The organism is Streptomyces sp. NPDC102437, from assembly GCF_044765565.1.
Taxonomy (GTDB): domain Bacteria; phylum Actinomycetota; class Actinomycetes; order Streptomycetales; family Streptomycetaceae; genus Streptomyces.
In genome coordinates this window covers 193432-212302 of the sequence record NZ_JBIWKI010000014.1, presented here as the reverse complement: position 1 = coordinate 212302, position 18871 = coordinate 193432, and the positions used below count along the sequence as shown (strand labels likewise).

Sequence of the window (18871 nt, the reverse complement as noted above, 5' to 3'; positions counted from 1 at the left end):
AGTGCGGCGACGCCTTATGTCTGTCTGGCCGTCGCGTCCAGGGCGAGCCGGCGCAGGGATGCCGTGGCATCCCCTGGGAAGGGAGCGTCGTCCAGGGCGGCCAGGGCGGCGGCCCGTCGTGTGGCGATCATTTCCTCCACGGTCAGCCGGGCTCCGGTGGAGTTCAGGATCGTGCGGACCGCGGCTGCGTGTTCCTCGTTGAGGTCGCTTCGCCCGACGAGCTCGCGCAGTGTCTTCAGTTCGGCCGTGGAGGCTCGCTGGACCGCGAGCGCCATCAGGACGGTGGCCTTGCCCTCGCGCAGATCGTCCAGCACCGGTTTCCCTGTTTCGGCAGGGTCGCCGAAGACCCCGAGCAGGTCGTCCCGCAGCTGAAACGCTTCTCCTAGTGGTATGCCGAAACCGGTACAAGCATCGAGAACGGGCTGGGTCGCTCCGGCCGCTGCCGCCCCTATGTGCAGAGGCCGTTCTATGGTGTATTTGGCGGTCTTGTATCGAATGACGTGCAGTGCTGTATCGACATCACCGGTAAGGCGGCCGGTGGTCTGCAGGTCCAAGAGCTGGCCGTACATGACCTCGCTCCGCATTTCGGCCACCAGAGGCAGCACCTGCGCCAGCCGCCCCGGGCTGAGGTCCGCTGTTCGCAGGAGGTCGTCGGACCACACCAGGGCGAGGTCGCCGAGAAGGACGGCCGCGCCCAGACCGTGCGCCTCGGCCCTGCTGCCCGGGCCGCCGCTCTCGGTGTACGCGGTGGCCAGTGCACGGTGGGCGGACGGCCGGCCGCGGCGGATATCGCTGTCGTCCATCACGTCGTCGTGTACCAGGGCGAACACCTGGAACAGTTCGAGGCTGGCGGCAGCGCGAACGGCAGCAGTCATGTCACCTGTTGCTCCGGCGGCCTGCCATCCGTACAGGCACAGCAGGGACCGAAGTCGTTTTCCGCCGGTCAGGAGTCCGCGCAGGGCGGAGGTCAGGTGGAGCAGCTCGATTCCTGGCGCGGCACGTTCCTTGGCGTCAAGGAAACCGGTCAGAGCCGCGCCCACCTTCTGTCGTAGGGAAGAGAGGTCGGGGAGTCCTGTGGGAAGGGTTTGTGTCGCCGGCAATTGATCCTCTTTCGTTCGGGAACCGTCGTCGCGGTTCCGTTCTTGCAGAGGACGGGTCAACAGACCCGCGTTTCCTCCCTGGGGTTGTGGCGGTGGTGCCGGCCGGCTCCCGGACGGCACCACCGCTACGTGACGATGGACGGCAGGTGATACGGCTTCTACGCCTCGGTGCCGCCTGATGTCGGGGAGAATGAGGTGTCCCGCTCGGGGCGGGAAGGGCTCCGGCTCCAGGGGGTGGCCCCGTTGGCGTCGGGGGTCAGCGGGGTGAATCGGGCCGGAAGCGCGGTGAGCGTCCGGTGAACAGCCCCAGGGCGGTAGGTCAGCTTTTCTGCGGGAACGTCCAGTTCGATGTCCGGCAGGTAGGTCAGGAGCCTCTCGATGGCGGCGGTGGCGATCAGCGTGGCGACGTCACGGGCAGGACATGTATGGGGTCCTGCGGCGAAGGCCAGGTGAGCCTTGTTCCCGGAGCGGTAGCCGTCCGACGGGATGCCCGAGTGGGGGCAGGTGTTGGCGGCGGCGTACGACACCATGACGGGCGAGCCCGCAGCGATGCGGGCGCCGTGGAAGGTCACGTCCTTCTTGGGGAAGTGGACGCTGTAGTTGGCCAGCGGCGCGTCGTGCCAGAGCGCATCGTCGATGGCGTGCTGGATCGGCAGGCTCCCGGTGGTCAGGGTGCCGAAGTAGCGGTCGTCACTGAGCAAGCGGACGAGCGTGTTGGCGATGAGGTTGCACAGTGGCTCGTTCCCGGCCCCGAGGGTGATGAGGATCTGATTGACGGCCTCTTCCTGGCTCAGCCCATTGGGATGATCGATGAACCAGGAGGTCAGATCGTGGCCGCGCTGTGCCGCCTTGGTCCCGTAGAGGTTTTCGAGGTAGGCGCCGAACGCCTGCCCGCCCAGTGCCTGTCGCTCCGGATCGCTGTCCATCATCGCCTCGAGCGCCCACACGAGCCGCGGGCCGTCCTCGTCCGGCATGCCGAACAGGGCGTTGAAGACCATCAGGGGCAGCTGCTGCGCGTACTGGCGGACGAGGTCGACGGTCCCGGTATCGGCGAATTCCCGGAGCAGCGTGTCGGCGAAGCGGAATGTCAGGGCACGCACATCATGGGGATCCAGGAGGCCGAAGCTGTCCGTGATCACACGTCGCAGGTGTGCGTGTGCCTCGCCGTCGGCGAAGAACAGACTCGGCCGCCACTCCACCAGGGGCCGGATCGGGCTGTCCTCCGGCACCTGTGGCAGCCAGCTCCGGGTGTCCTTGGTCCACGTATCGGTGTCCTGGAGGAGGTCGAGCGCGGCTCGGTAGTCGGTGACCAGGTTGACCACGACACCGGGGGCCACCTCGGCTACGCCGACCGGTCCCTGCCTGCGCAGCAGTTCATAGCTGCGCTGCGGATTCGCGGCGTGTTCGGCCCCGTGCAGGGACACGGGGGCTTCGGCTGGTGTGAGCGTCACGAGGCTTTGACTCCGGCAACGGATATGGAATGGGCGGTCAGTTGGGCGAGCGCGTGCAGGCCGCTGTTCTTCTCTCGTGCGTCACAGGTGACCAGTGGTGTCTCCGGGGCGAGGTCGAGCTTCGAGCGGATGAGCGCCAAGTCGTACTTGGGTGAGTCAGGGAAGACATTGACAGCGACGGCGTACGGCAAACCGCGCTCCTCGATGAGTTCCATCACTTCCCAGGAATCCTTGAGCCGCCGGGTGTCGACCAGGACGAGGGCACCGAGCGCTCCGAACGCGATGCCTTCCCACAGCGGAAGGAAGCGGCGCTGCCCCGGAGTTCCGTACAGATACAGAACGATCTTGTCGCCGGGCAGCGTCAGACGGCCGAAGTCGATGGCGACCGTGGTGGTGGTCTTGTCACGCAGGACATCGTGGCTGAGGTCATCGGTGGCGACCGCTGCGTCCGTCATGACTTCGTCGGTGTGCAGTGTCGGAATCTGCGACAGCGACTTGACCACGGTCGTCTTGCCGATGCCGAGCGGGCCGGCAACGAGGATCTTGATCCTTCGGTGTTCTCCCTCGGGCAGGTAGACAGGAGGCGAGCTAGGCGGCAAGGAGAGCGTGGAGTCCACTCAGAACCTCTTCCAGGACTTCTTTCGACGGTCGGCCATCGTTCGACGCGCGCAGGGCGTCCGGAATCGGGACGGTGGCCTTTAACTGACCGTCACTGACAAGTTGTTCGGCGAGCACCAGAGTCACGCTGACCGGGAGGCCGAGATAGCCGGCCAGTTCGACGACGCTGAGAGACCCGTCGGTAAGGAGCTCGATCACGCGCTGGTGCACCGCTGTGTGGTACCTCGCGAGGGGCAGACCACTGGCACGCAGAGCGGCCAGCGAATCCAGGGTGCCCGAGAGGCCGGCACCGGGGTTGGTCCCGGTGGCGAGGTAGGCCGGCAGCAGCCGTCGCTGTTCCTGGCCGCGGCTCATGACGCCCCGTCGTTGGTACGAGCGGGAACGGACATTATCTGTTCGCCGAGTTTCATTGCCTGGCGGGCCATGGTGGCCGCGACCACTCCCATGGGCATGTCCTCGTCGCCCGCTGCCGCGATCAGGGTGTTGGTTCCTTCTCCGACCGGCATGACCATGTAGATGCCCCGGTCGTTGTGTGAGGTGACGGTCTTGAGCGGAGTGCCTCGAGGGACGCCCAGAACGGCGTTGGTGGCGGCACGGGAGGCGGAGTGCAGCGCGGCAGTCATCGCACCGATGCCGTCCGCCTCGTCCTTGGTGAGATCCTCGGAGATGGCCTGGACCATCCCGTCGAGAGTCATCGTCAGGGCGTGCCGGACACCACGGATTTCGGTGATGGGCTTCAGGACCCAGGCGGACGGGCCGGTCTCTTCGTGGGTTTCAGGCATGGTCACAGTGTTGACTCCGAATCGGTGACGGACCGGTCGCCGGTGAGGCCACTTTGGAAATCGCTCCACATGGCACCGGTGTCTTCCGGGTTCAAGGGGCGGGGCGCTGCGGCGGTCTCGTCATTGGTGGCTGTCGCTGAGAAACGGCGGCGGCGCTGCGGTAGCGCGGACGCGCCGGTCGGCGCGGGCGCGTGTGCGGGCGAGTCGGCGGCGGGCCGCTTGTGGGCCTGTGGCGCCACGGCAGGTTGGGGAGCCATGACCGACGGAGGTGTGGCGTTTTCGTCGATCGAGGTCAACAAGTTCTCGGGAACGGACACCACAGCGCGCACCCCGCCATAGGGAGAGGAAGTGTCGATGGAGACATGGAGGCCGTAGTCGACGACGAGACGGCCGATGGCGGCGAAGCCCATGGACGGCGGATCGCCGAGTTCGAGGAGCATCACCTCCTGCTGTTCACCTGATATCAGACTCCGGCCGCGGGCGAGCGCTTCTGCGGTCATGCCCTTGCCGGCGTCGTCGATCGTGATGCACACACTGCCGTTGCCAGTCTGGATCAACCCGACATCCACCATGAGGTCGTCACGGGAGTGCTCCAGCGCGTTCGCCATCAGCTCGGCGCAGACCACAGCAACTGGTTCGGCGGCACGCCCGACCACGCCGATGTTGGAAAGGCCCAGCCGCGAAACGATGTTGATGCGGTCGAAGCCGCGCAGTCGTGAGGAGGCACCACTGACGACCTCGCTCACGTAGGTGTCCTTACGGACATGGCCCGGCCAGCCGCCGCACACGATGGCGGATCTCTGCGTGAGGCGCAGATTCTGCTCATTGATGTGGTCGGACTCGAGCAGACTCTGCGTCAGACGCGGCGGCGCGCTGAACTCGTGCTGCAGACCCACGATATTCGTCTGCAGCCGGTAGGAGAGGGCCTGGGACTCCTGAGTCGCGCCACGAAGAGCAGCCCGAGCAGCGGCGTCGATGCGGCGCCGCTCCTTGAGGACGATGCCGGAAACCGCTTCGGGCAGGGCGTCGAGGAGCTGGGCGGCCTCGGACCCCGCGAGGTTCTTGTGCAGGAGTCCGGGGACGGGGTGATGAGAGCTGATCAGGTGCAGTGCGAGAGCGGGGAGCCTGTCGGAGACGAGGTGACGTACTTCGTCGAGAATCTCCGCCTCGCGAGCAGTGAGTTCCTGCGTGCGCGACTCTGCGGCCTGCCTTTTCTGCACCTCGGTCCGGGTACGGCCCTCGGCAGCCTGCACACGGGAATTGGCGGCCTGAGCCTCCGCGGACAGCTCTCTGCCCTGCCGTATGTGTTTGCGGCGCGAGCGTGCCAGCAGCAGCGCCCAGCCTGCTAGGAGGAGAGACAAGACGCCAAAGGCAATGGCGATTTTTGAGGACAAGGTCACGGAGGGTGGTCCTAGGGGGTCGATCGAGCCTTCGAAGAACAGCGCAGCGGTTCACTCCCCCGCAGGGGGTGTGCGCGGTCCCCGGAGAACTGGTGGACAGGAAGAACAATGTGGCAAGTCGGTAGTGCGTGGGCCGTTCGTACGGCGGAAGAGCGCCGCCGCGGACAAGCGAGTGCCAGGCCGCGGCGCGGCCCGGTGAATCGCCCGAGTCGGCCAACGTCCCGAAACCGCGATCCCCACATGTGTCGACGGTCGCCCGGCAGGCCCTCGCGCGACTCCGACCCCCCGAAACGATCGTGGGGCGGAGCTTGCTGAACGCGAACGAACAGGGTTCATCAGAGCTCCGTCGAGGAGTACGAACGTCGGCTGCATCGGGTGCTTCCCGCCGTCGCACGAGTCGACCAGCGGCCTTGCCACTTCCTAAAACGCGGTCAGCTTACTGGAGTTGATCTGTTCACTCGGTATTGGTGGGCGCGCACAGTTACGAACCGGACGATCTTCGCCTACCGGGTTCTCGCTGATCGCGCACGGCGTGGTCAATGGCAGTCTCCAGCAGCCCGCCGAGCACACCCTCCGGTGGCCTCGGCGCTGAACGCCACGGAGGTCAGGTGCCCGAAGAGCGGGGTGAGCGGCGCGGCTTCAGATGTCCGCGACCGAATTGCGCAGCACAAGAAGAGCAGTCGGTACTGCACATGAGCGCGATCAAGGCCGGAAAGGTGCTCGCCCCGTCCTCTCTGGTGTCGATGACCGTCGGGCCGTTCGCGGGACGGCTCTCAGACCGCATCGGCGGCAAATACCTGCTGCTGGCCGGACTGACGCTGTATGCAAGCCCGCAGACCTCATACCGGCTGCGGCCACCCGGGAGACGACGCCCGGTCGCTGACTGGATGGCCTGCTGCGGGACTCCGGCCGTACGCGGGTTCACCCGTGCCCGGCTGGACTGGTCGTCCCGGGCGAACCCGGGAGTCGGGGCGCGACCGGCCGCCGTCAGGGAGACTTCACGGCGTTGACCATGGTGTATCCCATCTTGTCCCGGCACAGCGCGAGGATGTGCGGGTAGACGGTGTCGAGCTGCTCCATCGCGTCGGTGCCCACCAGCGCCGCGATCTGGGCGCGCCTTGCGGCGAACAGGCGCGGGATCAGCTCGTAGGTGGGTTTGAACTCCCGGGACATGTCGCGAGTGCCTTGGACGGTGAAGCCGGCCTCGCCGAGCATGCGGGAGTAGTCCTCGGGTCCGGCGGGGAGGCGGGAGAGAGCGAACGCGGCCTGGAAGAGCTGCACTTCCTCGGGTGTGAAGGGCACGGCTTCGTAGCAGTCCGCGAGGACGAAGCGGCCCCCGGGCCGCAGCACCCGCCGAACCTCGCGGATCGCGGCGGGGCGGTCGGAGAAGTGAGCGAAGGACTCGATGGCCCACGCGGCGTCGAAGGTCTCGGACTCCTGGGGCAGGGCCATGGCGTCCGCCTGTTCGAAGGTGACGCGGTCGGACAGTCCCGCCTTCGAGGCGCGGTCGTGGCCGGCCCGGACCTGCGCGGCACTGACCGTCACGCCGAGCACGCTCGCGCCCGACTCGGTGCCGATCCGCACGGTGGGCCGGCCTGTACCACAGCCGACGTCCAGCATCCGCTGTCCCGGCAGCAGCCCGATGACGTCGATGAGGGTGCCGGTCCAGGAGTCCTGGGCCCGGGTGAGTTCCTCCCACATCTCGTCGGCCGTCAGCTCCCCCGCCTCCGTCCGCACGCCGTCGGTCCACATGCCCAGGTGCATGCTGTCGCCCATGGTCAGGCCGTACAGGCCCCCGAAGCGGTCGTACCATTCACCGACCTCCCGGGCCGATGGATTGCTCATGTCCAACTCCTCGCTTTCCGGGCGGCCCACCAAATGGGCTGGCGCCGCCGGGCCGACCCGGCCGATCGACCCCGCTGCCCTCCACCTTCCCCAGGACAAGCCCGCAGTGAGGCCACACGGCGGGGCGCACAGAAGCACGGATGGATTCATCTCTCACAGCAATCCCGCCTCCGCGACCCGTCAGAAGCCGCCGACCGATCTATCCCTGGTGGGCGTGCGACGACAGCCCTTAGGCTGCTGGTCATGAATCCGGCCGTGACCAGCGGTGCGGCCACTGAGCCCGCCGTCCTTGACGCCATGGAGCTGACTTCCGATCCGGAACTGGAGGCCCGGTTCATGGAGTCGGTCCACCAGATCCTGGCGGACCTGGTCCGTGGAGGTGCCGCGCTGGGCTGGGTCGAACCACCCTCGCGGGACGAGGTGGCGGAACTTCTCGGCCACGTCGTCTCTGCGGTGTCGACCGGGGATGCGGCCCTGCGTGCCGCTTACCTCGGCCGTCGGCTTGTCGGGGTGGGGTACTGGCTCCGCTACACCCGACCGACTCATCGGCCACACGCCGATCTGGAGAAGATCGCGGTAGATGCTACCGCCCATGGTCGTGGCGTCGGTCGGGCGCTGACCACTGCCTTGATCGCCGACGCCCGGAAGATGGGCATCGAGGTCCTCACTCTGGACGCCCGCGGCGACAACACCAGTGCCCTGCACCTCTACCGGTCGCTGGGCTTTACCGAATACGGCCGTCTGCCCGACTTCGTCGCCGTCGACGAACGCCGTTACGACAAGGTCTTCTACATGCTGGACTTCCGCCGACAAGGCTGACCGCCGCCACGCACGAGGGCCCGGCGGCGACCCGCCGGCGCTTCGCGACCTTGTGCCGGCTGGTACGAGGAAGTACACGGTGCGGGCGGCGGGGTCCAGGGTGGCGGGGCCGCGTCCGGACCGAGCGGGCCGGCGGTTTGCAGTTCGATACCGGTGATGTGCGAGGTCGGCGCGGACGCGCGTCGGCGGACCGGCTGCGGTGGCCTGGGGGCCTCAGCGGTGGGTTGCGGCGTGTCATGAGTCGCTGCGGGCCGGTTCCGGCTCGTGCTGCGACGTCCGGTCCTGCCGGGGAAGCAGGAGCGGGCTGGTGAGGATGAGCAGTCCCGCGACCGTGAGAGCGGTGCGGGGGCTGGTGAGATCGGCGAGCAGGCCGGTGAGCGCGGTGAGGATGGCGATGGACGCCTGCTGACCGATCGACCAGGCCGTCAGGGTACGGGCGACGAGATGCTTGGGGGTGTGTTCGAGCCGGTAGGTGGCGAGCACCGGGCTGTACAGGCTCATGTTGATGATGATCGCGAGCTCGACGGCCATCACGGTGACGAGGCCCACGACGCCGGGACGGACAAAGGCCAGGCCGATCAGCCAGATGGCGCGCAGAGTGCCGACGGTCCGGAAGACCCAGTGCCGTCCGAAACGGGCCACGACACGGTGGGCCAGCCGCGAGCCGATGAGTCCGCCGAGGCAAGGGGCGGCGAAGGCGAGGCCGTACTGCCAGGGTGGGAACCCGAGCCGGCGAAGCAGGAGCACGGCCAGCACCGGCTCGGTGGCCATGATCAGACCGGCGACGAGCATTTGATTGAGGTAGAGCGGCCGCAGAACGGGGTGGCCCATGATGTGCCGCCAGCCGTCGAGCAGTGCGCCCGCCCGGACCGGGCCCTTGTCGGTCGTTCGCGGCGCTTCCTCCTGGCCGCGGATCGCGGTGATGCCCAGTGCGGAGAGCAGGTAGCTGAGCGCGTCGGCCACCACGGTGGTGACCGGCCCGAACAGGCCGATCGCCGCTCCGCCGAGCGGTGGCCCCACCGCGATGGAGCTCCAGTTCGTGGACTCGAACCGCGCGTTGGCGACGAGCAGGTCATCCGGTCGGACGAGGGCCTTGAGGTAAGCACCACTGGCCGCGTTGAACGCGATCTTCGCTGCGGCGATCACGGCCGAGATCACGAGCAGCTGGACGAAACCGAGCCGACCCATGGCGTAGGCGACCGGGATCGTCGCCATGGCGGCGAACCGGGCCAGATCCATCGTGATCATGACCGGGCGCTTGCGCCGGAACTCCACCCACGGTGCGAGCGGCACCGCGATCAACGCCCCCACCGCAGGCCCCACCGCGGACAGCGCGGACACCTCGGCGGGGCCGGCGTGCAGCACGAGTACAGCGAGCAGCGGCAATGCCCCGAACCCCAGCCCGGACCCGTACGCGCTCACCGCATACGACGCCCACAGCCAGCCGAACTGGCGGCCCAACCGTCTCCGGCCCACCATGCTCAGCGCCTCCCGCGAAGTCCCACCCGAACAATCCGACGTTGACCGAGGAGAGCTAAGTGGGCAGGTCTGCAGCAGGTCAAACAACTGACTTGCCAGCGATTCACAACCATCCGTTGTTCAGTAAGGTGGGTAGGCGTGGATCTCGAAGCCATACGTACCTTCGTCGCCGTCGCGGAAGCAGGCCAGTTCCAGAAGGCCGCCGCCGACCTGTCGATCACCCAGCAGGCCGTCTCCAAACGCATCGCCGCGCTGGAGCGCACCCTCGGCGTGCGGTTGTTCACCCGTGCCCCACGCGGCGCCGAGCTCACCATCGATGGGCAGGCGTTCCTGCCCCACGCACGGGAGCTGCTGCGCGTCGCCGAGCGTGCGGGCGCGTCCGTGCGCCCCGATCGCCGTCCGTTGCGCGTCGATGTGATCGCCTCGCGCAGCGCACAGTCGGGCCTGATGCGCGGCTTCCACCGCGCACACCCCGAGATCGACCTCGACGTGATGATGCTGTTCGACATCGAGACGGCCATCACCGCCATCCGCTCCGGTGCGATCGATGCGACCTTCCGCGCCGTCGCCGCGCCCGGCCGGCCCCTTCCCGAGGACATCGAGTCCGTCCGGGTGCTCGACGAGCCGCTCCAGCTCCTCACCGGCCCCGCCCACGCACTGGCGGGCGCCCGGTCGGTGACCGTCGCCCAGCTCACCGGGCACCGGATCTGGATGCCCGGCATCGCCCCCGGTACCGAGTGGGGCGCCTACTACGACGACCTCGTCGCCGAGTTCGGCCTCACCATCGAGGTGACCGGTCCCAACTTCGGCTCCGACGCGCTCCTCGACACCATCTCCGGCACTCCGGCTCTGGCGACCTTCATGGGCGAGCACACCCGCCTCATCTGGCCCGCCGATCACGGCCTGCGCCGCATCCTGGTGACCGACCCGGTGCCCGTCTACCCGCACTCGCTCCTCTGGCACCGCGACAACCCCCACCCGGCGCTGGCCACCCTCCGCGCCCACCTCGCCGCCACGACGGCCTGCCGGGACGCCGCCGGGACCTGGCTACCGGGCTGGGTGCTTCCCTGCTGAACCTGTACTGCCCCTACTTCCATGGACACGATGACGCCTGGCTCAAGGCCTCTGCGGGGTTTCTGATGGAGCGCCACCGCGTTCCCTGGATACCTGAGGGTTCGGTGCCGGGGTCCACAACCCCTGGTTCCTGGACGAAGACCGTTTCGCCCGAATCCACACCTCGCAGCTGGGGGTTCCGGCCGGCCTCGACTGTCGCGCGTGGACGATGGCACCCACCGAACCCACGGCACCGGACCCCGCTCCCTGATCCGGCCTGATCCAAACGAAAGACCCTAGTCGTTGAGAAGGGGGCTGTGGCGTTCGGTGAGTGGGCCGACGCCGAGATCTTCGCGCATGAGCTTGCGCATCTCGGCGGCTGCTTTGCCGCGCGCCTCCCAGCGGGAGCGGTCCTCCGGACTGCTGACCGCAGTGCCGTCGATGTAGCCGTCGCAGATGCGTCGCAGGCAGTGGAACACGCTGTTGGACGCCTTGACGACGCCTTCGGGCGCGATGAGCCACATCCGTTCTGACGCGATGCCTATACCTGAATCCCGAAAGGCATCGCGCAGCGCAAGCGCCCGCTCGTCGTTGGAGGGGTGCTCTCGATCGGCCAGGGCGCGCAGGGTCTCGCCGAGGACCTTCACGGTGGTGGTGTACTGCGTGTAGATGTCGAGCCGCAGCCGAAGGGCTTCCTTGACATCCTCGCGCTTCCACCGATTCCGGTCGGCAATGAGAGTGGCGACGATGCCGATTGCGGCGCCGGCCAGGGTGGAGAGCAGCGGCAACCAATCCATGCGGGCCAGTTTGGGGTATCCCGTGGCGGTGGCACCAGGTGGGCTGTCCCGTAGCCGGTCCGAGGAGGGCGGGGTCCCGCTCCTCCCCCGCGGCAGGTCGCGCGGACGCGATGGGCCGGAGCTGGATGTGGCCGCGGCCCAGGCGCCATCGGCGGCGAGAGGTGCCCGCTCCCGGCCGAACGGGAGAGCGCGGTCCGTGCCGATGCCTTCGGTCCGGTCCTTGATCTGCTCCACGGGGTGGCCCTCGGCAAGGTTGACCGGAATCGCACCGATCTCCCGCGCTTTTTCCAGCCGCTCGGGAACGCGGTCCACGACGAAGACCTTCTTCGCGCCGCCCAACAGGGCCACGTAGGCGGCCATGAGCCCGACTGCCTGTCCGGCACCGACTACCCGCCGGGAACGACAGTGACAGTCCGGGGTCGCGGCGCAACTGTCGACGTCCTCATCAACGGCGACTGGCTGTCGCTGTCGTGGTGGGAATTCTCCGACGGCCTCCGCGAGGACATCGCCGACCGCTGACCCCGGTGCGGACCATGGTCCGCACCGGCGCCCGGGCTCTTGATCATTCATCGATGCCGGAGCGCTCCGCGCCCGCGACGATGTGGCGCTGGAGCACCAGGAAGACGACCAGCAGGGGCAGGATCGAAACGGCGGCTGCGATGAACAGCTCATGCAGGTTGACCGTCTGAGCCGTGGTGAAGGTGGCGAGCGCGACCTGCACGGTCCAGGCGTCACGCTGCTGGCCGATCACCAGCGGCCAGAGGAACGAGTTCCACGAGCCGATGAAGACGATCGCCCCTACGGCGGCGAAGACCGGCTTTGTGTTGGGGACGACGATCCGCCAGTACGTACGCCAGTAGCCGAGCCCGTCAACCCTGGACGCGTCCTCCAGCTCCCGGGGGAAGCCGAGGAAGTACTGCCGGAAGAGGAAGGCCGCGAACGCGCTGAAGAGGGTGGGGACGATCAGTCCGCGCAGGGTGGAGACCCAGCCGAGCGACGAGACGAGGACGAAGCTCGGGACGAAAGTGACGGCGGCCGGGATCATCAGGGTGACCAGGAACGCGTAGAAGACGTGGCTCGCATAGGGATACTCGATGCGGGCCAGCCCGTATCCGGCCAGCGAGGCGAGCAGCAGGGTGCCGACGGTCGTGAGGACGGCGATCACGGCCGAGTTCCACAGGGCGTGCAGCATGGGGACATTGCTGTCGTTGAACAGTTCCCGCAGGTTGCCCCACTGAAGGCTGTGCGGGAAGAACGTCCAGTCAGCGCCGGTGATGTCCGCTTCGGTGGCCAGGCCGTTGCGCACCAGCAGGTAGAACGGGACGAGGAAGAGCATGGCGAGCGCGATGAGCAGCACGAGCCGCAGTCCGCGCGCGAGCCGTCGGAGGGCATGGGCCATGGAGAGCCCCGTTGTTCGATCCGTCGGGTGCTGTCGCATACGTCAGTCCTCCCGGCGTCCGAGACCGAACCAGCGTGCCTGTACCACCGCCACGACCGCGATGATCAGTGCGAGGATCACCGCGCCCGCGCTGCCGAGGCCCAGGTTCTGGTCCTGTCCCAGCGCCACGTAGTACAGGTAGACCAGGGGTGGCCTGGCGTAGGGCGGGTAGCCGCGTGCCGTCGACAGCAGGTTGTAGAACTCGTCGAAGGCCTGGAAGGCGTTGATCACCAGGAGCAGGACGACGGCGACGGAGGTCGCACGCAGCTGCGGGAAGGTGATGTGTCTGAAGACCTGCCAGCCGGGGCGCGCTCCGTCGACGGCCGCCGCCTCGTAGAGGGTGCGCGGGATTCGCTGGAGTCCGGCCAGCAGGATCACCATGTAGAAGCCTGCCTGGAGCCACATGCGCACGGTCACGATGACCAGCCAGTACCAGGGCGGGCTGGTGGTCGACAGCCAGGCGATGTCCGAGCCACCGAACCATCCCAGCACCGTGTTCGCCAGCCCGAACCGTACCCCGTTGAAGATCGACAGCTTCCAGATCATTGCGGCGACGACGTAGGAGCAGGCGGTCGGCAGGAAGAAGACCGACCGGAAGAACGCCTGGGCGAAGCGCAGTCTGGCAACCATCAGAGCGAGGGCGAGCGAGAGCCAGTAGGTTGCCGGAACGATGAAGAGCGAGAAGACGACGAAGGTGACGAGGCTGGAGACGAAGGACGGGTCGCCGAGGATCTCGGCGTAGTTGTCCAGGCCCACGAAGTCGGTCGGTGTCACCGTGTTGTGGGCGTCGAAGAAGCTGAGCCACACGCTCCACAGCAGTGGTACGTACGTGAAGAGGGCGAGCCCGGCGGCGAAGGGGCCGACGAAGACCCAGAACCACAGGTAGCGGTTCTGGGGACCCAGCAGTCGCCGTCCCAGCGGCCGCCCGGTGCCCTCAGGTGTCTGCGTGGCTATGACCGCACCCGCTTCAGCTCGGCGTTCGCCGTCGCGACGACCGATCTGATCTGGGCGTCCGGGTCGGCACCTTCGGTGATGATCCGGCTCAGGGCGTCCTGGTAGGCGCTCTGGCTCCTGCTGGTCCACAACAGCGGCTGTGCGTAGCCGTGTTCGGTCGTGAAGCGGACGGCCTCGGCCGCCGCGCCCTTGGCGAGTCCGGCTGCCTTCTTCGCCAGCGAGATCCGGGCGGGGATGTGGAAGCCGTAGGACAGCGCGAAGTCTTCCTGGTAGTCGCTCCGTTCCACCCACAGCCACTTCACGTATGCCTTCGCCGCGTCGATGTGGCTGCTGCGCGCGCTGACGGCCGCCCCGTAGGCGCCGACCGGTACCGAGGGCCTGCCGTGTGCCCCGTCGCCGGGGAAGGGCAGGACGCCGAAGTCGTCGCCCAGCGCCTTCTCGATCTGGGGGAGGGCCCACAGTCCCGTCCACTGCATGGCGGTCAGGCCCTGGAGGAACGCGGACGGGTCGGACCAGTCGGTGGGGGCTCCGAGCAGCAGGGAATCGTCCTGGTGGAACCGATGCAGTTTGCCGAGGGTCCTGGCGGCTTGCGGGTCGTCGAATCCGACCGTTCCGCCGGGGGTCACCAGTTCCAGGCCTGCGGCCCGGAGCGGGGTGGCGCCGAGCACGCCGGCTCCCCCGTCGTTGCCGAGGAAGAGGCCCTTGACATCCTTGGTCGTCAGGGCCTTTGCGGCGTCGGCCAGTTCGTCGAGGGTCTGCGGTGGCCGGACTCCGGCCTCGGCCAGCAGGCTCTTTCGGTAATAGAGCATCTGCATGTCGATGGCCTGCGGGATGCCGTAGATCCTGCCCTTGTATGTCTTGGGGGTGAGGACCGCGGGGTTGAAGTCATCGCGTGCCCCGTCCAGGAGGTCGGTGAGATCGGCGACCTGACCACCCCGGATCTGGTCCAGGGTCGGACTGCCCTCGAAGACGTCCGGTGCGTTCTTGGTCAGCAGTGCTGCGGCAGTCTGCTGGTCATAGTTGCCGGGCCGCCACTCGATCGTGATATTCGCCTTGCGGTACGCGGCCGCATATCGCTTCACCGCCTGTTCGGTCCCGGCCTCGCCGTACTGGTGGTACCAGTGGTCGAGGGCGGGGCGGTCACCCGCTCCGCCTGCACGGCCGGTGTTGGATCCGCAGGCGGCGGTGAATGCGAGGGCGCCCGAGGCGGCCAGCAGATACCGGCGGCTGATGCTGTTGGCTGTGGTGCTTGAGTGGGGCATGGTCCATCAGTGTGACGCCAATGCGTGTATGAGTTGTTGCCCGCCTGTGAAACGGCCAGTTATGGCCGAAGGGGCGGTTGGATCAGAGTCTTCAACGATCAAATGCAGCCAGGGATGTTCAGGCCGTCGTCATGAGCCGACGGCCCGGCTCACGGAGATCGGCGACATGGACAAGGCCACGATGGTGGTCACCGTCGACGCCCTGGAGCAGGCCGGCCTCGCCGAGCGCCGCCCGTCCAGCACCGACCGCCGGGACCGCATCATCGCCGTCACCGGGAAAGGCGACGAACCTCGCTGAGGGCTGCTGCCGGGTGGTGCGGCGGCTGCCTCCGCCGTCGTCGAGCCGAGCCCGTACGGGAAGGGCCCCACCCCCCTCGTCTTTCGGGAGTGGAGCCCTTGTCGTGTTCAGCGGGCGAATCGCCGTCGGCCGGTTCAGCCGGTGGCGTCCTGACGCCTGCGGCGCATCCACCACACCAGGGCCGCGCCGGCGGCGACGACTACCGCGGCGATGCCGGAGATCAGCCCGATCGGGGTGTCGGAGCCGGTGTCGGCGAGGCCGCCGTGCGGGTCCGGCTTGTTCGCCGGCGGCTGGGTGTTCCCGCCGGTCGGGGCCGGGGTCGGGGTCGACGGGTCGTCACCCGGCTTGGAAGGGCCGGGTTCAGGCTTCGTGGGAGTGGGGGTGGGCTCGGGCTCGGGATCCTCGCCTTCACCGGCCGCCATCCTGCCGCCGCCGAGGTAGAGGGTGTCGGTGTCCCGGTAGGAGACGTCATCGGACTGGAGGGACGTCCTGGTGGTGGTGTCCAGGGTGCGGTGCTCGACGTTGAACCGGGTACGGGAGATGTTCTGCTTGGGCTGCTTGGAGAAGTCCACGCCGCCGACGCCCTGGTTGTAGACCTTGCCGCCGTACTCCAGCTCGAACCACTCGATGCCCTTCTTTATGGAGTCCATGTAGCGCTTGTGGACGTCCTCGCGGGTCCAGTTCTCGTTGGGCGCGCGCAGCGGCCACGCGGAGACGTCGTTCGAGTCGATGATCTTGTGGAAGTCGGTCGCGGTCTTCGCGTCCTGCTGGCGGATGTACTCGGCGGCGACGCGCGCGGTGTAGACGGCGCGCAGGTCGGCGTAGTCGGGGTCGGTGTTGACCCGGTCCTCCACCAGCGGCATCACGTTCGTGCGGACGCTGGCCTCGATGGCGTGCTTCTGCTCGTCGGTCAGGCCCTTGCACTCGGTGGATCCTGGTGCCTGCCACTCGACGTCCAGCCACTGGGTGGACACCTTCAGGGGTGCGTCGAGGATGTAGATTCCGCCGTCCTGCTCGCGGACCTGGGCGGGCTTGGGCTCGATCCACATGCGCACGCCGGGGAAGCAGGGCATGCCGTTCTGGCGGGGTGCGGTGTCCCAGTACCGCTTGGCGCCGGCGTGCTTGTCGGGGTTGAGAGCTTCGGAGAAGTCGTGCTTCATCTCCAGGTCCGCTTCGAGCAGGACCCGGCCCGCGTCGGTCTTGCCGAACTCGGCGTCCATGACCCGGTCGGGCTCGTCCGGGTTGAGGTTGACCCAGAACTTCTCCGGGGTGAGTGCGAGCCAGGTGAACAGGGCGTCGGAGGAGAGCTGCATGCGCGCCTCGCCACCGAAGCCGGGGTTCTCGTCGGGGTCGGGCATCTGGTCGGCACGCATGGAGTACTGCATGCCCTTGCCCTTGCCCAGGCCTCCTACGTAGCGCAGTTCCAGAGTGGTGAAGTCGACGCCGCCGGGGCCGCCGCGAGGGAGGGTGCCCCGGGTGTCGAGCCGGCGGGCGTCGGCCTGGATCCTCTTGGCCTGTTCGAGGTTCTTCCCGGAGCCGTTGATCCGGTCGTTCAGCGGGCCGCGGGTGCCGCAGGCGGAGACGGCCGCGGGCTGCGTCCTGCCCTGGCCGCCCTGGCAGCCCGGGGCGAACCACCGCTGGTAGTCGGAGTAGCCCTTGATCGGCTTGGTCCGCGGGACGGGGTTGTAGATCCGCTGGTTGCCGCGGACCTGGTTCGTCTGGCCGGGACGCAGCCGGTTGACGTACCTGTTCAGGTTGTCGATCTTCTTGCGCTGGCCCGTGGTGAACGCCTTCGCGCCGGTGAACCGGAACTTGTGGTCCGGCATGAACCGGGCGATCTTCCGGTCCTTGCCGAGCTGCTTGTTCGTCAGTTCCGAGTTCGACTTGAACTCGTTGAACTCCTTGGTGCGCTGGTTGTAGGCGTCGTACCGGCGCGTCTCGACGACGTTGCCCTGTGCGTCGATGAGTTCGACGGTGACCTCGCACAGCCAGTCCGGCCCGACCAGGCGGAAGTCACGGACGAGCTGGCGTTCGAACGCCGATCCCTTGTGGTTGTTGGTCTGGTTGCGGATGTACCGGTGCTCGAACCAGTGCTCGAAGCTCAGGCCCTCCTTGTTGTGGAAGTACCGGGCGTAGATCTCGAACTTGCGGTCCTCCGGGTCACCGGACTTGTCCGCGGCCTTCTGCCACTCCTTGTAGTTCTTCTCCGTATCGCCCGGGATCTTCGACAGGGCCTGCGTCCTGTCGGCGGCGGTCGGGGGCTTCACCCCGTCGTACGCCTTGCCGGGCAGGTCGTAGTTGAAGTTCTTCGGATTGCCCTGCCAGGCGGAGAAGTTCGAGCCGGTGGGGTCGTTGGGGAACCCCGAGTTCTTCGGCGTGCTCTGGTACTTGCTTCCCAGGTTCTTCACGTCGCAGCGCTTCGCGCCCGGCTTGATCCGGGCCGAGACGGCGCGCGGCGCGGCGCTCGCGGTGTCGGTCCCGATGCCGGGCAGGCCGGTCACGGTGATCGCCGAAGCGATCCCGAAAGCGGCCAGGACTCGGCCTGCCAGACGCCACCGCTCGGGTATGCGCAGTGCTCTGTTCAAGTGTGATCTTCCCTCATGAGTGGGGCCTTGAGGGGTAGGGGCGGCGCGTATGGGCCCCCGTGACGTGTACGCGCCGCCCTTGCATCCTAGGCCGGTCCACCACCGCGCAAGAAGGCGGACAGGCGCGTGTCGGCGCGTCAACCAAGCCGATCTCGTTGGATGTTGAGAGCTGCTCAGCCGATGAAGTAAAGGCCTTCCATATGGCTGGTCGCGTGCTCGCTGTGCCGCACCCGAAGCGAGGAGGCGTCCAGATCCGACCTTCCCCACGGGTCCGCGCCCCCGAGGCATGCCGTGGCGAGGGCGCCCCAGTCGTTCTGGTTCGGGTCGTCGCCCAGGTCGAAGTACACGTCGAGCTCTTCGAGCACTTCCTCGGTGATTCCGAGGGCGGACATCACCGCCTGCGGGTCGCCGGTCACGACGAACGGTTCGTCACCGGGCCAGCCGCAGGCATGGAACATGGTGCCGTCCGGCAGCCACACGAGGTCTTCGGTGTGATCGGCGCCACAGTGCACCTCCACCCGGCCCACGATCCGCGCGTCGGGGAAGCGCTCACGCAGCCGGGTGGCCTCCGCGAGCAGCGGCATGTCGTTGCCGTCGTCCGCGAAGGCCGGGTCGGAGATCGACATGACGTTCCCCCACGCCCCCACCTGGACGACGTCCAGATCAGACCTGGTGGAGACCGTGACCGATTCGCTCTGCTTACGGGTTCCGAGGTCTTCGAGGATGTCGTCGATCGTCTCCAGGGAGCGGGCGAACTCCGCGGCCCGGTCCCGGGCATTGGGCGGAAGTTCGGCGGCGTCCACTGTGAACGGCGGGTGGAGGACGGTCAGTTCGTAGCGGCTGCCGCTGCCCCGGGTCATACGGTCGGGAGGCAGGGTCCAGAAGTCGGTGTCAGACATGCCTGTCACCGTAACGGGGGGCCTGATCCCGTCGGGGGTGGTTGCAGCCGGCCGGCCCGGTGCCCGTCGGCGAGTCCGCGCCGCCGGTGCC

16 protein-coding genes and 2 pseudogenes are annotated in these 18871 nt (G+C 67.8%); 4 read left to right on the top strand and 14 right to left on the bottom strand.

Going from position 1 to position 18871, the window contains the following annotated elements:
- Positions 1 to 14 precede the first annotated feature (14 nt).
- The 6 genes from ACIRJP_RS20320 to ACIRJP_RS20295 form a co-directional block, all read right to left on the bottom strand.
- On the bottom strand, positions 15 to 1040 hold the full coding sequence (locus ACIRJP_RS20320) for a polyprenyl synthetase family protein (RefSeq protein WP_404175787.1): 1026 nt from the start codon (positions 1038 to 1040) through the stop codon (positions 15 to 17).
- A gap of 218 nt (positions 1041 to 1258) precedes the next feature.
- Entirely contained in the window at positions 1259 to 2551 is a 1293-nt protein-coding gene (locus ACIRJP_RS20315; RefSeq protein ID WP_404175784.1) for a cytochrome P450, read from the bottom strand.
- Positions 2548 to 3168, bottom strand: coding sequence for a GTP-binding protein (locus tag ACIRJP_RS20310; RefSeq protein WP_401877145.1), 621 nt, complete (start codon positions 3166 to 3168; stop codon positions 2548 to 2550). The genes ACIRJP_RS20315 and ACIRJP_RS20310 overlap by 4 nt, the downstream gene beginning before the upstream one ends.
- Positions 3140 to 3523, bottom strand: a complete 384-nt coding sequence (locus ACIRJP_RS20305) for a DUF742 domain-containing protein (RefSeq protein WP_266737707.1) — start codon at positions 3521 to 3523, stop codon at positions 3140 to 3142. The genes ACIRJP_RS20310 and ACIRJP_RS20305 overlap by 29 nt, the downstream gene beginning before the upstream one ends.
- Positions 3520 to 3951: a roadblock/LC7 domain-containing protein gene (locus ACIRJP_RS20300; RefSeq protein ID WP_383722194.1), complete on the bottom strand. Its 432-nt coding sequence runs from the start codon at positions 3949 to 3951 to the stop codon at positions 3520 to 3522. The genes ACIRJP_RS20305 and ACIRJP_RS20300 overlap by 4 nt, the downstream gene beginning before the upstream one ends.
- A 2-nt stretch (positions 3952 to 3953) precedes the next feature.
- Positions 3954 to 5351, bottom strand: coding sequence for a sensor histidine kinase (locus ACIRJP_RS20295; RefSeq protein WP_404175780.1), 1398 nt, complete (start codon positions 5349 to 5351; stop codon positions 3954 to 3956).
- Between the two features lie 692 nt (positions 5352 to 6043).
- Between ACIRJP_RS20295 and ACIRJP_RS20290 the strand changes: the two genes are divergently transcribed.
- A complete protein-coding gene (locus ACIRJP_RS20290) occupies positions 6044 to 6361 on the top strand; it encodes a hypothetical protein (protein ID WP_404175777.1) in 318 nt (105 codons plus the stop codon).
- Here the strand turns inward: ACIRJP_RS20290 and ACIRJP_RS20285 are convergent.
- Entirely contained in the window at positions 6339 to 7196 is an 858-nt protein-coding gene (locus ACIRJP_RS20285; protein WP_404175774.1) for a methyltransferase domain-containing protein, read from the bottom strand. The genes ACIRJP_RS20290 and ACIRJP_RS20285 overlap by 23 nt on opposite strands.
- A 243-nt stretch (positions 7197 to 7439) precedes the next feature.
- On the opposite strand from ACIRJP_RS20285, the gene ACIRJP_RS20280 reads away from it, so the two are divergent.
- Entirely contained in the window at positions 7440 to 8015 is a 576-nt protein-coding gene (locus ACIRJP_RS20280) for a GNAT family N-acetyltransferase (protein ID WP_404175771.1), read from the top strand.
- 234 nt (positions 8016 to 8249) lie between these two features.
- On the opposite strand, the gene ACIRJP_RS20275 is transcribed toward ACIRJP_RS20280, so the two are convergent.
- Complete coding sequence (locus ACIRJP_RS20275; protein WP_404175768.1) at positions 8250 to 9494, bottom strand: MFS transporter; 1245 nt, start codon at positions 9492 to 9494, stop codon at positions 8250 to 8252.
- Between the two features lie 138 nt (positions 9495 to 9632).
- Here ACIRJP_RS20275 and ACIRJP_RS20270 point away from each other — a divergent pair, with 138 nt between their 5' ends.
- Complete coding sequence (locus ACIRJP_RS20270; RefSeq protein ID WP_404175765.1) at positions 9633 to 10568, top strand: LysR family transcriptional regulator; 936 nt, start codon at positions 9633 to 9635, stop codon at positions 10566 to 10568.
- Positions 10569 to 11527: 959 nt separating this feature from the next.
- Here ACIRJP_RS20270 and ACIRJP_RS20265 read toward each other — a convergent pair.
- The 4 genes and pseudogenes from ACIRJP_RS20265 to ACIRJP_RS20250 all read right to left on the bottom strand — a co-directional run.
- A pseudogene (locus ACIRJP_RS20265) lies at positions 11528 to 11731 on the bottom strand (zinc-binding dehydrogenase); the annotation flags it as partial.
- Between the two features lie 175 nt (positions 11732 to 11906).
- Positions 11907 to 12743 (bottom strand): carbohydrate ABC transporter permease, encoded by an 837-nt coding sequence (locus ACIRJP_RS20260; RefSeq protein ID WP_404175762.1) that lies wholly within the window; start codon positions 12741 to 12743, stop codon positions 11907 to 11909.
- A gap of 42 nt (positions 12744 to 12785) precedes the next feature.
- Positions 12786 to 13736, bottom strand: coding sequence for a carbohydrate ABC transporter permease (locus ACIRJP_RS20255; RefSeq protein ID WP_404175844.1), 951 nt, complete (start codon positions 13734 to 13736; stop codon positions 12786 to 12788).
- Complete coding sequence (locus tag ACIRJP_RS20250; RefSeq protein ID WP_404175759.1) at positions 13733 to 14998, bottom strand: ABC transporter substrate-binding protein; 1266 nt, start codon at positions 14996 to 14998, stop codon at positions 13733 to 13735. The genes ACIRJP_RS20255 and ACIRJP_RS20250 overlap by 4 nt, the downstream gene beginning before the upstream one ends.
- 142 nt (positions 14999 to 15140) lie before the next feature.
- Here ACIRJP_RS20250 and ACIRJP_RS20245 point away from each other — a divergent pair.
- Positions 15141 to 15281: pseudogene (locus ACIRJP_RS20245) on the top strand (MarR family transcriptional regulator); the annotation flags it as partial.
- Positions 15282 to 15430: 149 nt separating this feature from the next.
- Here the strand turns inward: ACIRJP_RS20245 and ACIRJP_RS20240 are convergent.
- Both ACIRJP_RS20240 and ACIRJP_RS20235 read right to left on the bottom strand, forming a co-directional pair.
- Positions 15431 to 17881: a hypothetical protein gene (locus ACIRJP_RS20240; RefSeq protein ID WP_404175755.1), complete on the bottom strand. Its 2451-nt coding sequence runs from the start codon at positions 17879 to 17881 to the stop codon at positions 15431 to 15433.
- Between the two features lie 173 nt (positions 17882 to 18054).
- Positions 18055 to 18780, bottom strand: coding sequence for a DUF6333 family protein (locus ACIRJP_RS20235; RefSeq protein ID WP_404175752.1), 726 nt, complete (start codon positions 18778 to 18780; stop codon positions 18055 to 18057).
- Positions 18781 to 18871: the final 91 nt, after the last annotated feature.

Bases quoted from the DNA above. Each gene is read 5' to 3' on its own strand.
- ACIRJP_RS20305 (WP_266737707.1), bottom strand. From the start codon at position 3,523: ATGAGCCGCGGCCAGGAACAGCGACGGCTGCTGCCGGCCTACCTCGCC.
- ACIRJP_RS20300 (WP_383722194.1), bottom strand. From the start codon at position 3,951: ATGCCTGAAACCCACGAAGAGACCGGCCCGTCCGCCTGGGTCCTGAAG.
- ACIRJP_RS20290 (WP_404175777.1), top strand. From the start codon at position 6,044: ATGAGCGCGATCAAGGCCGGAAAGGTGCTCGCCCCGTCCTCTCTGGTG.
- ACIRJP_RS20285 (WP_404175774.1), bottom strand. From the start codon at position 7,196: ATGAGCAATCCATCGGCCCGGGAGGTCGGTGAATGGTACGACCGCTTC.
- ACIRJP_RS20280 (WP_404175771.1), top strand. From the start codon at position 7,440: ATGAATCCGGCCGTGACCAGCGGTGCGGCCACTGAGCCCGCCGTCCTT.
- ACIRJP_RS20275 (WP_404175768.1), bottom strand. From the start codon at position 9,494: ATGGTGGGCCGGAGACGGTTGGGCCGCCAGTTCGGCTGGCTGTGGGCG.
- ACIRJP_RS20260 (WP_404175762.1), bottom strand. From the start codon at position 12,743: ATGGCCCATGCCCTCCGACGGCTCGCGCGCGGACTGCGGCTCGTGCTG.
- ACIRJP_RS20250 (WP_404175759.1), bottom strand. From the start codon at position 14,998: ATGCCCCACTCAAGCACCACAGCCAACAGCATCAGCCGCCGGTATCTG.
- ACIRJP_RS20235 (WP_404175752.1), bottom strand. From the start codon at position 18,780: ATGTCTGACACCGACTTCTGGACCCTGCCTCCCGACCGTATGACCCGG.